Origin of the sequence: Streptomyces sp. NPDC048612, assembly GCF_043199295.1 — a bacterium.
In the GTDB taxonomy this organism is placed as follows: Bacteria; Actinomycetota; Actinomycetes; order Streptomycetales; family Streptomycetaceae; genus Streptomyces.
Genome location: NZ_JBICVV010000008.1, coordinates 193,319 through 206,636 on the forward strand (window position 1 = coordinate 193,319; position 13,318 = coordinate 206,636).

Below are 13,318 nucleotides of genomic sequence, written 5' to 3' on the forward strand. Positions count from 1 at the left end.
GATACGGGTGGGATCGCGTACGGCTCTGATCACCTCGGAGCGTTCTGGGCACACACCCTGATCGCTCACCCATCCGATTTGCCCGAATTGCCCCTAACTAAATCGTGATCAAAGTCTAAAGTCCCGCCGGATTGCTGCCGAAGAGGTCAGTGACCCTTCAAACACGGATCATTCCGGCTCCCCCCAGCCGGCTTCCGTCCCCCGCCACTCCCCCAGGAGGCCCGGTGTCTGTTCTCCTCGAGCAACCTTCGAGCCTGGTCGCCTACCGCCCGAACAAGCCGACGGCCATGGTCGTCGTGGCCGACCCTCGTGTGCGCTCCACCGTCACCCGCCACCTGTGGGCCCTCGGAGTGCGCGACGTGATCGAGGCGTCGTCGATCGCGGAGGCCCGTCCCCGCGTCGGCAATCCGCGCGACATCTGCGTTGCCGACGTCCACCTTCCCGACGGCTCCGGCCTCACGCTGCTGTCCGAGACCCGGGCGGCGGGGTGGCCCAACGGCCTCGCGCTGTCCGCGGCCGACGACATCGGCGCCGTACGCAACGCCCTGGCCGGCGGCGTCAAGGGCTATGTCGTCACCGGTACCCGTACCAACCTGGGCCTTCCCGGCCGTCCCGGCACCTCGCCCATCGGCGCCAACGCCGCCCGCATGCAGCGCCGCCCCCCGGGCGCCCCCGGTCACCCGGGCGGCTACCGGGAGCTGTCGGGGCGTGAGGTCGAGGTGTTGCGGCTGGTGGCGGAGGGCCAGTCCAACAAGGCCATCGGTGTCTCGATGGGGCTGTCGGCACTGACCGTCAAGAGCCATCTCGCCCGTATCGCCCGCAAGCTCGGCACCGGCGACCGGGCCGGAATGGTGGCGGTCGCACTGCGTACCGGCATCATCCACTGACCCACCGGACGACCGGCTCGCCCGTCGAGGGAACGTTCCCTCGACGGGCGACGTGCATACACAGATACCCTTGACTGGTGACCGACGCCCAAAAGACCGCAGCAGACACGACACTGCGAGCGACCGGAGACTCTCCTCCGGATACCCGACCGGCGCCGGTCCCTCTCCTGGAGCCCCGCGAGGGCATCCCCCCGGTGACCGCCACCGACGAGGTCCTCGCCGAGGTCGTGGCGGCCTTCGCGGCCGGCACGGGCCCGGTGGCCGTCGACGCCGAGCGGGCCTCCGGCTACCGCTACGGCCAGCGCGCCTACCTCGTACAGCTGCGCCGCGAGGGCGCCGGCAGCGTGCTGGTCGACCCGGTCGGCTGCCCGGACCTGTCGGCGCTGGGGGAGGCGATCGGCGACGCCGAGTGGGTGCTGCACGCCGCCACCCAGGACCTGCCGTGTCTGCGTGACATAGGGATGGTCCCCACCCGGCTGTTCGACACCGAGCTGGCCGGGCGGCTGGCCGGCTTCGCCCGGGTCGGCCTGGGCGCCATGGTCGAGAACGTGCTCGGCTTCGCCCTGGAGAAGGGCCACTCCGCCGTCGACTGGTCCACCCGCCCGCTGCCCGAGCCCTGGCTGCGCTATGCCGCGCTCGACGTCGAGCTGCTGGTGGACCTGCGGGACGCGCTGGAGGAGGAGCTGACGCAGCAGGGGAAGCTGGAGTGGGCCCGGCAGGAGTTCGCGGCGATCGCCGCCGCTCCCCCGCCGCCGCCCCGCAAGGACCCCTGGCGCCGGACCTCCGGCATGCACAAGGTCCGCCGGCGCCGCCAGATGGCGGTCGTACGGGAGCTGTGGACGGCCCGTGACCAGGTCGCCCAGCGGCGCGACGTCTCGCCGGGCAAGGTGCTCGGGGACGCCGCGATCGTAGAGGCGGCGCTGAGCCTGCCGCCCAACAGTCACGCGCTGGCGGGGCTGCCCGGCTTCGGCCACCGGATGGGCCGCCGGCAGCTGGAGCAGTGGCAGGCCGCCGTGGACCGCGCCCGTGCGCTGCCCGAGAGCGAGCTGCCGCAGCCCGGCCAGCCGCTCAACGGCCCGCCGCCGCCCCGCTCCTGGGCCGACAAGGACCCGGCCGCCGCGGCCCGGCTGTCGGCCGCCCGCGCGGGGGTCACCGCGCTCGCCGAGGAGCTGAACCTCCCGCAGGAGAACCTGATCACTCCGGACACGGTGCGCCGGCTGTGCTGGGAGCCGCCGGCCGAGCCGACCCGGGAGGCGGTCGCCGAGGTGCTGTCCGGCCACGGCGCCCGCCCCTGGCAGATCGAGCAGGTCGCGCCGCTCCTCACCGAGGCGCTGCTGACGGACGCCGGCTGACGCGACTGCCCCGGGCGGCGGAAGGTGCCGGCCCGGGGCAGTGCGTACGGTCGCTCGGTACCGGTCACCCGGTACCGGTCGTTCGGTCCTGGTCGCTCAGTCCTGGTCGACGTTCATCCACAGGACCTTGCGGTTGGTCGCATCGATCTCGTAGGTCGTCTCGTTCCAGTCGTCGGGGGTCACCACGCCGACGGTCCACGCCACGGTGTCGTTGCCGTGGTCGGCGTCGCCCAGCTCGATGGTGGTGACGGTGCCCTTCGTCTTCTCGGTCGCCGTCTCAGCGGCCTGCTGGGCGGTGACGGTGGCCTTGGACAGCCGGCCGGCCAGCTCCTGCTTGTCGTCGGGGTCGTCCGACTGGGGCTGCGGCTTCTGGGCCTTGCCGGAGACCGCGTCGACGCGCACGGCGTACGCCGTCCCGTCGCTCGTCGCGACCGCGGTGTCCCAATACGGGCTGGCGGGCGTCCCCTTGAGCTCGGCGGCGATCGCCTCCGAGGACGGGACGGCCGCGATCGCCGCCTTCAGCGCCTGGCCGTAGTCCACCTTGGCCTTGGGGACCAGGGCCTTGCGCTGGGCCTGGTCCGAGCTGAGCGAACCGCTCGGGGAGGCGGCGGCGGTGGCGGGCACCGCCGGCGAGCCCGCGCTCTTCTGGGGACTTCCCGTGTCGTCGCTGGTCCCGCAGCCCGACAGCAGCGCGCCCGCGGCGGCGACGGCACAGACCAGTCCGATCGTGCGCGGCCCCGCCGGACGTCCGCGCCGGACCACGACACCACTCCTGTTCGTATCCATACGGGCACTTTAGGTGTGTGATGGGATGAATTGCCCCAAGACCCGACGGTGTTCCGTCGTTTTCGATCACCGGTTTCCACCGGTTGCGGCGCACTCACCCCGTAGCCGGGGCATCCGCCGGGTGTGACCTTCAACGCTCCGGGCGGTGGGGGTGTGCAGCTTGGTTACCCGTAAGTAGCATGTCGGTGGGAAGCGCCCCGCGGGGCGCCCCGCAGCAGCAGTGCCACCCCGCACCTGGAGGAGAGCCAACGTGCCTCGTACCGCTAGGGACGTCGTCTTCGTCGACGGCGTCCGCACCCCGTTCGGCAAGGCGGGCCCGAAGGGCATCTACCACGAGACCCGCGCCGACGATCTCGTCGTGAAGGCCATCCGGGAGCTGCTGCGCCGCAACCCGGACCTGGACCCCGCGAAGATCGACGAGGTCGCCATCGCCGCCACCACCCAGATCGGTGACCAGGGCCTGACCATCGGCCGCACGGCCGGCATCCTCGCGGGCCTCCCGCAGTCCGTCCCCGGCTACTCCATCGACCGCATGTGCGCCGGTGCGCTGACCGCCGTCACGGCGACCGCCGGCTCCATCGCCTTCGGTGCGTACGACGCCGTCATCGCCGGTGGTGTCGAGCACATGGGCCGCCACCCCATGGGTGAGGGCGTGGACCCCAACCCGCGGTTCGTGAGCGAGAAGCTCGTCGACCAGTCGGCCCTGTTCATGGGCATGACGGCGGAGAACCTCCACGACCGCTACCCGCACATCACCAAGCAGCGGGCCGACGAATACGCGGTGCGCTCGCAGGAGAAGGCGGCGAAGGCGTACGCGAACGGGAAGATCCAGCGGGATCTGGTGCCGGTCTCGGTGCGCAACACCAACGCGGAGGTCGGCGAGACGGGCTGGGGCCTGGTCACCGCCGACGAGCCGATGCGTCCCGGGACGACCCTGGAGAGCCTCGCGGGCCTGAAGACGCCGTTCCGTACGCACGGCCGCGTCACCGCCGGTAACGCCGCCGGTCTCAACGACGGTGCCACCGCCTCGATCATCGCCTCCGAGGACTTCGCCCGGGAGAACGGCCTCCCGGTGAAGATGCGCCTGGTCTCCTACGCCTTCACCGGCGTCGAGCCCGAGGTCATGGGCTACGGCCCGATCCCGGCCACCGAGAAGGCGCTCGCCAAGGCGGGCCTGGGCATCGAGGACATCAACCTCTTCGAGATCAACGAGGCGTTCGCCGTGCAGGTGCTCGCCTTCCTCGACCACTACGGCATCGCCGACGACGACGCGCGCGTCAACCAGTACGGCGGCGCCATCGCCTTCGGCCACCCGCTGGCCTCCTCCGGCGTGCGGCTGATGACGCAGCTGGCCCGGCAGTTCGAGGAGCAGCCGGAGGTCCGCTACGGCCTGACCACCATGTGCGTCGGCTTCGGCATGGGCGCGACGGTCATCTGGGAGAACCCCAACCACAAGGACGCCGGAGGCGACAAGTGAGCACCACCACCACCGCCGAACTCCTGAAGGGCGCAGCCGAGCTGTTCCCCGACGAGGTCGTCACGTCGGCGCACGTCCGCCACCTCGATCTGCCGTACGGCGCGGGCCGGTTCGCGCTGATCACGCTCGACAACGGCTTCGACCACACCAAGCCGACCACCTTCGGGCCCGGCTCGCTGGCGAACCTCAACGCCGCGCTCGACCAGGTCGAGAAGGAGGCCGCGGACGGCGAGATCGTCGGCGTCGGCCTCACCGGCAAGCCGTTCATCTTCGCCGTCGGCGCCGACCTCAAGGGCGTCGAGCTGCTGAAGAAGCACGAGGACGCGCTGGCCATCGGCAAGGGCGGCCACGAGGTCTTCAAGCGGCTGTCCGATCTGGCCGTGCCGACCTTCGCGTACTACAACGGTGCGGCGATGGGCGGCGGCGTCGAGGCCGGTCTGCACTGCTCGTACCGCACGGTCTCCCAGGCCGTACCCGCCTTCTCGCTGCCCGAGGTCTTCCTCGGTCTCGTCCCGGGCTGGGGCGGCTGCGCGCTGCTGCCGAACCTCATCGGCGCGGACAAGGCCGTCTCGGTCATCATCGAGAACTCCCTCAACCAGAACAAGCAGCTCAAGGGCAAGCAGGTCTTCGACCTCGGCATCGCGGACGCGATCTTCGAGGGCGCGGACTTCCTGGAGCAGTCGCTGATCTGGACGGCGAACGTCCTCAAGGGCGACGTCACCGTCGAGCGCCCCGAGATCGACCGCGGTGAGGGCTGGGACCAGGCCGTCGCCAAGGGCCGGTTCATCGCCGACGGCAAGGTGCACGGCGCCGCTCCGGCCGCCTACCGGGCGCTGGACATCATCGCCGCCGCCAAGGACGGCGACCTGCAGGCCGGTTTCGACGCCGAGGACCAGGCCCTGGCGGACCTGATCATGGGCGGCGAACTCCGCGCCGGCATCTACTCGTTCAACCTGGTGCAGAAGCGCGCCAAGCGGCCCGCGGGTGCGCCGGACAAGAACCTGGCGCGTCCGGTCAGCAAGGTCGGTGTCGTCGGCGCCGGTCTGATGGCCTCCCAGCTGGCCCTGCTGTTCCTGCGCCGCCTGGAGGTGCCGGTCGTGCTGACCGACATCGACCAGGAGCGCGTCGACAAGGGTGTGGGCTATGTCCACGCCGAGATCGACAAGCTGCTCGGCAAGGGCCGGATCAACCAGGACAAGGCCAACCGCCTCAAGGCCCTGGTCTCCGGTGTGCTCGACAAGGCCGAGGGCTTCTCCGACGCCGACTTCATCATCGAGGCGGTCTTCGAGGAGATCGGCGTCAAGCAGACGGTGTTCGCCGAGGTCGAGGCCGTCGCCCCGGCGCACGCGATCCTCGCCACCAACACCTCCTCGCTGTCGGTCACCGAGATGGCGTCGAAGCTGAAGCACCCCGAGCGGGTCGTCGGCTTCCACTTCTTCAACCCGGTCGCGATCCTGCCGCTGCTGGAGATCGTGCGCGGCGAGAAGACCGATGACGCCTCGCTGGCCACCGCGTTCGGTGTCGCCAAGAAGCTGAAGAAGACCGCGGTGCTCACCAAGGACGCCCCGGCGTTCGTCGTCAACCGCATCCTGACCCGCTTCATGGGCGAGATCCAGAACGTCATCGACGAGGGCACCCCGGTCGAGACGGCGGAGAAGGCGATCGAGCCGCTCGGTCTGCCGATGTCGCCGCTGGTGCTGCTGGAGCTGGTCGGCCCGGCGATCGGTCTGCACGTCTCCGAGACGCTCAACCGCTCCTTCCCGGACCGCTTCAAGGTGTCCCCGAACCTCAAGGCGGTCGTCGAGGCCGGCAAGCGCGGCTTCTACGTCTACGACTCCGGCGCGCCGGTGCTGGACCCCGAGGTCGCCGCGCTCCTCAAGCAGGGCGATGCCGTCCTGACGGAGGAGCAGGTCCGCGAGCGCGTCCTGGACGCGGTGGCGCAGGAGATCCGCCTGATGCTGGACGAGGGCGTGGTCGCCGAGGCGCAGGACATCGACCTGTGCCTGATCACCGGCGCCGGCTGGCCCTTCCACCTGGGCGGCATCACGCCGTACCTGGACCGCGCGGGTGTCTCCGAGCGGGCGACCGGCAAGAAGTTCCTGGCCCCGGGTGTCGCGAGCGTGCCCGCCTAAGGGTGCACGGCTGACAGCGGGATGCGCGGGCCGGCTCGGCGGAGCCGGCCCGCGCTTCCGTGTGTCCGGACCGGCGGCGGCCCGGCATGGGAGGCTGGCGCCATGGATTCCTTGGTGATCGTCGATGCCGCGAACGTCGTCGGCTCGGTGCCCGACGGCTGGTGGCGGGACCGGCACGGCGCGGCGGAGCGGCTGCGCGACGCGCTGCCCGGCTACGTCGCCGGGGGCCTGCCGGGGCTGATGGCACCGCCCCTGGAGATGGTTCTGGTGGTGGAGGGCGCGGCGCGCGGCGTCGCGTCCGTCGAGGGCGTCCGGGTGGTGCCGGCGGACGGCAGCGGCGACGACCGGATCGTGCGGCTGGTGGCGGACGAGGGCGACGGGCGGGACTGTCTGGTGGTCACCGCGGACCGCGGGCTGCGGGAGCGGGTCCAGGCGCTGGGCGCCCGGGTGACGGGGCCGCGGGCGGTGTGGGGCCGGGGGCGCGGCGCGGACCGCGGATAGCGCGGCACGGCCCCGCACACCGCGGCGGGAGCGGCGTACGGGGCCGGCCGGAGGGTCCGGAAGGGCCGGGCGGGTCAGTTCCGGGACGGGCGGCTGCGGAGGCCTAGGCGGCTGTGCCCGCGCCCGTAGAGGAAGTAGATGGCGAAGCCGGCCACCATCCAGATCCCGAACCGGACCCAGGTCTCGGCGGGCAGATTGAGCATCAGCCACACCGAGGCCGCCACCGAGAGCACCGGCACCAGCGGCACCAGCGGGGTGCGGAAGGAACGGGGCAGGTCGGGCCGGGAGCGGCGGAGCAGGACGACGCCGACGGCGACCACGACGAACGCGAACAGGGTGCCGATGTTGACCAGTTCGGCGAGTTCGTCGATCGAGGTGAAGCCGGAGACGACGGCGACGACGGCGCCCAGCACGAGGGTCGACCGGTAGGGGGTGCCGAACCGCGGGTGGGACCGCGAGAAGATCCGCGGCAGCAGCCCGTCCCGGCTCATCGCGAAGAACACCCGGCTCTGGCCGAGCAGCAGGATCAGGCAGACGGAGGTCAGGCCGACGGCGGCGCCAAAGCTGATCACGCCCGCGTAGAAGGGGTGTCCGAGGTCCTTGAAGGCGTCGGCGAGCGGGGCGTCGGTGGAGAGCTTGCTGTACTTCTGCATCCCGGTCACGACGACCGACACGGCCACGTAGAGCAGCGTGCAGATGGCGAGGGAGCCGAGGATGCCGCGCGGTACGTCGCGCTGCGGGTGGCGGGTCTCCTCGGCGGCGGTGGCCACGATGTCGAAGCCGATGAAGGCGAAGAAGACCACGGCCGCCGCGGCGAAGATGCCCATGGTCCCGAAGTTGCCGGGGGCGAAGCCGAACATCAGCTGGGCCAGCGGCGCGTTCAGCCCGCCGCCGGTCTCACTGGGCTCGCTGGGCGGGATGAACGGCGTGTAGTTGGCGCCGTTGATGAAGAAGGCACCGGCGACGATGACCAGCAGGACGACGGTGACCTTGATCCCGACGACCACCGCCGTCACCCGCGAGGACAGCTTCATCCCGAGCACCAGGACACCGGTCAGCACCAGGACGAGCACAAAGGCGAGCAGGTCGAAGCCGAACTGCCCCTCGTGGGTGCCGGACAGCCCGGCGGGCAGATGCAGCCCGGCGGAGTCCAGCAGGGAGCGCACATAGCCGGACCAGCCGACCGCCACCACCGCACAGCCCAGGGCGAGTTCCAGGATCAGGTCCCAGCCGATGATCCAGGCCGGCAACTCTCCCAGGGAGGCGTACGCGAAGGTGTAGGCCGACCCGGCGACCGGGACGGTGGAGGCGAACTCGGCGTAACACAGCGCCGCCAGCGCACAGACCACGCCCGCGACGACGAAGGACAGGGCGACGGCGGGGCCGGCCTGCTCCTTGGCGATTTTTCCGGTGAGAACGAAAATGCCGGTGCCGATGACGACACCGACACCGAAGACGGTCAGATCGAGCGCGGACAGCGATTTCTTGAGCGCGTGCTCCGGTTCCTCGGTATCCAGGATCGACTGCTCCACAGTCTTCGTCCGGAACATACCGCGACTGCGGCGTGAATCATGTGGTGTGCCGTGCTGTGTGCTCATGGGCGAACCTCCGCCTGGACGACCCTCGCAACTCTCCTGAACTGACCGAGTCTCCGCAATGTCGGGAAACAGTCAGCTTCGGCGGGCCTCCGGGCGCCGGGGATTCACCCGATGGGGTGCGGCCGTACGTATGCCGAGGGGCCGGGCGGAACATCCGTACGGATGACCGGCCCGGCCCCTCGTGCCGTCTGCGGGATCAGTCGCGGGTGGCCTCGGCAGGCTCGGCCGCGCCCTTGACGCGGGCGGCCCCGGAGGTCTCCGCGGTGTCCGTGTCGTCCCCGCCGACCGGGCGGAGCGACTGGGACAGGCCGTCGATCTTGGAGACCAGGCCGGTCACCTGGCGGGCGATGTCCGGTGCGGTGAGCCCGATCTCCGCCATGACCTCCTTGCGGGAGGCGTGGTCGAGGAACTGCTCGGGGATGCCGAAGTCACGCAGCGGCAGGTCCACCCCGGCGTCGCGCAGCGCCTGGGCGACGGCCGAACCGACGCCGCCGGAGCGGACGTTGTCCTCGACGGTGACCACGACCCGGTGCTTGGCGGCCAGCCCCGGCAGCGCCGCGTCGACCGGCTTGACCCAGCGGGGGTCGACGACGGTGGTGGAGATGCCCTGCTTGTCCAGCAGGTCGGCGATCTCCAGGCACATCGGGGCGAGCGCGCCGACGGACACCAGGAGGACGTCGGGCCGGGTGACGCCCTCGGCGGGCTCGCGCAGCACGTCCATGCCGCCGATCCGTCCGACGGCCTCGACGGCGGGGCCGACGGCACCCTTGGAGTAGCGCACCACGGTGGGCGCGTCGTCGACCTCGACGGCCTCGCGCAGCTGGGCGCGGACCTGGTCGGCGTCGCGCGGCGCGGCGATCCGCAGCCCCGGTACGACCTGAAGGATCGACATGTCCCACATGCCGTTGTGGGAGGCGCCGTCGGTGCCGGTGACGCCGGCCCGGTCCAGCACGAAGGTGACACCGCACTTGTGCAGCGCCACATCCATCAGCACCTGGTCGAAGGCGCGGTTGAGGAAGGTGGCGTAGACGGCGAAGACCGGGTGCAGACCGCCGGTGGCCATGCCCGCGGCGGAGACCGCGGCGTGCTGCTCGGCGATGCCGACGTCGAAGACGCGGTCGGGGAAGGCCTTGGCGAACTTGTCCAGTCCGACGGGCTGGAGCATGGCCGCCGTGATGGCGACGATGTCCTCGCGCTCCTTGCCCAGCTCGACCATCTCGTCGCCGAAGACGGAGGTCCAGTCCTTGCCGCCCGAGGAGATGGGCAGGCCGGTGTCGGGGTGGATCTTGCCGACGGCGTGGAAGCGGTCCGCCTCGTCCTGGAGGGCGGGCTGGTAGCCGCGGCCCTTCTCGGTGAGGCAGTGGACGATGACCGGGCCGCCGAAGCGCTTGGCGCGCGTCAGGGCGGACTCCAGCGCCTCGATGTCATGGCCGTCGATCGGGCCGACGTACTTGAGGCCCAGGTCCTCGAACATGCCCTGGGGGGCGATGAAGTCCTTGAGGCCCTTCTTGGCGCCGTGCAGGGTCTCGTAGAGCGGCTTGCCGACGACGGGCGTGCGCTCCAGCAGGTCCTTACCGCGGGCCAGGAAGCGCTCGTAGCCGTCCGTGGTGCGCAGGGTCGCCAGGTGGTTGGCGAGGCCGCCGATGGTCGGTGCGTAGGAGCGCTCGTTGTCGTTGACGACGATGACGAGCGGGCGGTCCTTGGCGTCGGCGATGTTGTTCAGCGCCTCCCAGGCCATGCCGCCGGTCAGTGCGCCGTCACCGATGACCGCGGCGACCCGGTTGTCCGAACCGCGCACCTCGTTGGCCTTGGCGATGCCCTCGGCCCAGCCCAGCACCGTGGAGGCGTGGCTGTTCTCGATGACGTCGTGCTCGGACTCGGCGCGGGAGGGGTAACCGGACAGGCCGCCCTTCGCCTTGAGCCTGGAGAAGTCCTGACGGCCGGTGAGCAGCTTGTGGACGTAGGACTGGTGCCCGGTGTCGAAGAGCACCTTGTCCTTCGGCGAGTCGAAGACCCGGTGCAGGGCGATGGTCAGCTCGACCACGCCGAGGTTCGGGCCGAGGTGCCCGCCGGTCTTGGACACCGCATCGACAAGGAAGGTACGGATCTCCCCCGCCAGCTGCCCGAGCTGCTCCGTGCCCAGTCGGTCCAGATCGCGCGGTCCCCTGATCCGGGAAAGCAGCGACCTCCCGTCGCCCGCCACCGCCCCGGCCGGACGCGCTTCGCGCGGCACCTCCTGCACCCCTGCCTCCTTGCTGCTTGCTGCCGTGGATCGAGCTTGCCGATCAGACGAGTCTAATGTTGCGTCCGCTGTGGCGACGCCCGGGCCTTGCGATGTATGTCACTCGGGTGAACACGGGGTCCGGCACGCCGCCCGGCGTACGGCGCCGCACACGGACCGGCCCCCACCGGATGATGCCCGGTGGGGGCCGGCGCCGTCGGACGGCTGCCGCGATCAGGTGCGTCCGGCCGTTTTCTGTGTCCGGCGGGAGACCGAGTCGATGACCACCGCGGCGAGCAGCACCGCACCGGTGATCATGTACTGGATCTCACTCGCCATACCGAGCAGATTCAGGCCCTGCTGGATCGACTGGATGACCAGCATGCCCAGCAGCGCGGACCAGATCTTGCCACGGCCGCCGAACAGGCTGGTACCACCGATGACGGCCGCCGCGATGACGTTCATCAGCGTGTTGCCCGCGCCGAGGTTCTTGGTGGCGCCGCCGGAGAGGCTGGCGATGAACAGTCCGCCGAAGGCCGCGAGCATGCCGGAGACCGCGAAGACACTGATCCGGATCTTGTTCACATTGATACCCGCGCGGCGGGCCGCCTCGGCGTTGCCACCGACCGCGAAGATCTGCCGGCCGTAGGTGGTGCGGCGCACCACGAAGTCGGCGATGACCAGGACCGCGAGGAACAGGACCAGGGCCAGCGGCAGGCCGCGGGCGCCGGCCGGCTCGTTCAGGACGTAGGCGACGACGAAGGCGAGCACCGCGACCACGCCGGTGCGCAGCAGGATCTCGCTGAGCGGCCGGGACGGCAGCGCGGCGGCCTTGCGGCGCCTGCTGTCGAGCAGCAGCGAGCCGGCGTAGGCGAGGACCGCGACCAGCGCGAGACCGTAGGCCGCGGCCTTGTCCTCGAAGTAGTAGCCGGTGAGGTTCTCCACGACACTGCCGCTCGGCGTGTTGATGGAGCCTTCCTTGCCCATCATCCAGATCTGCAGGCCGCTCCAACCGAGGAAGCCGGCCAGCGTGACGACGAAGGCCGGCACGCCGATCTTGGCGAAAAAGAACCCGTGCAGGGCGCCGATGACGACACCGGCCGCAATGGCGATCAGCACCGCGAGCCAGTCGTTGACGCCGTTCGTGACGCTGAGCACGGCCCACACGGCCGCGCCGACGCCCGCCACCGAGCCGACGGACAGGTCGATCTCGCCGAGCAGCAGCACGAAGACGATGCCGACCGCCATGATGCCGAGGCCGGAGGTGTAGACGCCGATGTTGGCGAGGCTGTCGGCGGACAGGAAGCTGCTGTTCTTGAGCTGGAAGACAACCGCGATGACGAACAGGCCGATGACGACCGGCAGCGAGCCCAGCTCGCCCCCGCGCACCCGGCGCTTGAAGTCGCTGAGGTAGCCGGTGAAGCCCTGCTCGCGGACGAGCAGCCGGGGGTCGACGGCCGCGGCCGGGGCGGCGTCCGCCGCGGGGGCGGCCGGGGCCGCCGCGTCCTCGCCCGCCACGGGCTCCTTGGTGAGGTCAGTCATGCCCCGGCCTCCTTCTTCACCTGGTCCGTGCGCGCCTTGCGGCGGGTGACGGCGTTGTCCGAGGCGCCGGTGATGGCGGCGATGACCTCTTCGTGGGAGGTGCCCTCGACGTCGAAGACACCGTTGTTGCGGCCCAGCCGCAGCACCGCGACCCGGTCCGCGACGGCCTGCACATCGGCCATGTTGTGGCTGATGAGGATGACGCCCAGGCCGCGCTCCCGCAGCCGCTCGACGAGGTCGAGGACCTGCGCGGTCTGCTCGACACCGAGCGCGGCGGTGGGCTCGTCCAGGATGACGACCTTGGGGTCGCCGATCAGCGCGCGGGCGATGGCGACGACCTGCCGCTGGCCGCCGGAGAGCGCGGCGACCGGGATGCGGACGCTGGGGATGCGGATGGACAGGGTGTCCAGCAGCTCCTTGGCGCGCTTCTCCATCGCGATCTCGTCGAGGACACCGGCGGTGCGGATCTCGTTGCCGAGGAAGAGGTTGGCGACGACGTCGAGGTTGTCGCAGAGCGCGAGGTCCTGGTAGACGGTGGCGACGCCGAGTTCCTGGGCGTCGTGCGGCTTGCTGATGCGGACCGTCTCGCCCTGCCATTCGAGGGCGCCGTCGTCGACCGGGTGGACGCCCGAGATGGTCTTGACGAGGGTGGACTTGCCGGCGCCGTTGTCGCCGACGAGGGCGACCACCTCACCGGGGTGGATCTCCAGGGTGACGTCCGTGAGTGCCTGGACGGCGCCGAACCGCTTGGAGATTCCGCGCAACGCCAGCACAGGCAAAGCGGACACGTGAATCATCTCCTTCGCCGCCGTCACAACGGCG

General features: G+C 70.9%; 10 protein-coding genes. 5 read left to right on the forward strand and 5 right to left on the reverse strand.

The features are described 5' to 3' along the window. Window positions 1-224 precede the first annotated feature (224 nt). Both ACGFN2_RS15275 and ACGFN2_RS15280 read left to right on the forward strand, forming a co-directional pair. The gene (locus tag ACGFN2_RS15275; RefSeq protein ID WP_018536954.1) at window positions 225-887 is read left to right on the forward strand and encodes a response regulator transcription factor; all 663 of its coding nucleotides are present in this window, start codon (window positions 225-227) and stop codon (window positions 885-887) included. Window positions 888-964: 77 nt separating this feature from the next. Next, window positions 965-2,239 (forward strand): HRDC domain-containing protein, encoded by a 1,275-nt coding sequence (locus tag ACGFN2_RS15280; protein ID WP_393360458.1) that lies wholly within the window; start codon window positions 965-967, stop codon window positions 2,237-2,239. A gap of 96 nt (window positions 2,240-2,335) precedes the next feature. On the opposite strand, the gene ACGFN2_RS15285 is transcribed toward ACGFN2_RS15280, so the two are convergent. Continuing rightward, window positions 2,336-3,025 carry a PepSY domain-containing protein gene (locus ACGFN2_RS15285; protein WP_393360460.1) on the reverse strand — a complete coding sequence of 230 codons (690 nt, stop codon included), beginning with the start codon at window positions 3,023-3,025 and terminating at the stop codon, window positions 2,336-2,338. A 250-nt stretch (window positions 3,026-3,275) separates the two neighbouring features. On the opposite strand from ACGFN2_RS15285, the gene ACGFN2_RS15290 reads away from it, so the two are divergent. The 3 genes from ACGFN2_RS15290 to ACGFN2_RS15300 all read left to right on the forward strand — a co-directional run bounded on the left by ACGFN2_RS15290 (window position 3,276) and on the right by ACGFN2_RS15300 (window position 7,135). Further along, the gene (locus ACGFN2_RS15290; protein ID WP_393360463.1) at window positions 3,276-4,502 is read left to right on the forward strand and encodes a thiolase family protein; all 1,227 of its coding nucleotides are present in this window, start codon (window positions 3,276-3,278) and stop codon (window positions 4,500-4,502) included. Then, window positions 4,499-6,634, forward strand: coding sequence for a 3-hydroxyacyl-CoA dehydrogenase NAD-binding domain-containing protein (locus ACGFN2_RS15295; RefSeq protein WP_393360465.1), 2,136 nt, complete (start codon window positions 4,499-4,501; stop codon window positions 6,632-6,634). Before ACGFN2_RS15290 ends, ACGFN2_RS15295 begins: the two co-directional genes overlap by 4 nt. A 102-nt stretch (window positions 6,635-6,736) precedes the next feature. After that, window positions 6,737-7,135 (forward strand): NTP pyrophosphohydrolase, encoded by a 399-nt coding sequence (locus tag ACGFN2_RS15300; protein WP_362607218.1) that lies wholly within the window; start codon window positions 6,737-6,739, stop codon window positions 7,133-7,135. Between the two features lie 74 nt (window positions 7,136-7,209). Here the strand turns inward: ACGFN2_RS15300 and ACGFN2_RS15305 are convergent, their stop codons facing one another. The 4 genes from ACGFN2_RS15305 to ACGFN2_RS15320 form a co-directional block, all read right to left on the reverse strand. Further along, entirely contained in the window at window positions 7,210-8,733 is a 1,524-nt protein-coding gene (locus ACGFN2_RS15305) for an amino acid permease (protein ID WP_362607220.1), read from the reverse strand. Between the two features lie 196 nt (window positions 8,734-8,929). After that, window positions 8,930-10,975, reverse strand: a complete 2,046-nt coding sequence (gene dxs / locus ACGFN2_RS15310) for a 1-deoxy-D-xylulose-5-phosphate synthase (protein WP_393360468.1) — start codon at window positions 10,973-10,975, stop codon at window positions 8,930-8,932. Between the two features lie 213 nt (window positions 10,976-11,188). Next, the gene (locus ACGFN2_RS15315; RefSeq protein ID WP_393360470.1) at window positions 11,189-12,496 is read right to left on the reverse strand and encodes a sugar ABC transporter permease; all 1,308 of its coding nucleotides are present in this window, start codon (window positions 12,494-12,496) and stop codon (window positions 11,189-11,191) included. Then, entirely contained in the window at window positions 12,493-13,293 is an 801-nt protein-coding gene (locus tag ACGFN2_RS15320) for an ATP-binding cassette domain-containing protein (RefSeq protein WP_393360472.1), read from the reverse strand. Before ACGFN2_RS15320 ends, ACGFN2_RS15315 begins: the two co-directional genes overlap by 4 nt. Window positions 13,294-13,318: the final 25 nt, after the last annotated feature.

Coding starts and splice junctions, on each gene's coding strand:
- ACGFN2_RS15285 (WP_393360460.1), bottom strand. CDS start 3,025: ATGGATACGAACAGGAGTGGTGTCGTGGTCCGGCGCGGACGTCCGGCG.
- ACGFN2_RS15300 (WP_362607218.1), top strand. CDS start 6,737: ATGGATTCCTTGGTGATCGTCGATGCCGCGAACGTCGTCGGCTCGGTG.
- ACGFN2_RS15305 (WP_362607220.1), bottom strand. CDS start 8,733: ATGAGCACACAGCACGGCACACCACATGATTCACGCCGCAGTCGCGGT.
- ACGFN2_RS15315 (WP_393360470.1), bottom strand. CDS start 12,496: ATGACTGACCTCACCAAGGAGCCCGTGGCGGGCGAGGACGCGGCGGCC.
- ACGFN2_RS15320 (WP_393360472.1), bottom strand. CDS start 13,293: ATGATTCACGTGTCCGCTTTGCCTGTGCTGGCGTTGCGCGGAATCTCC.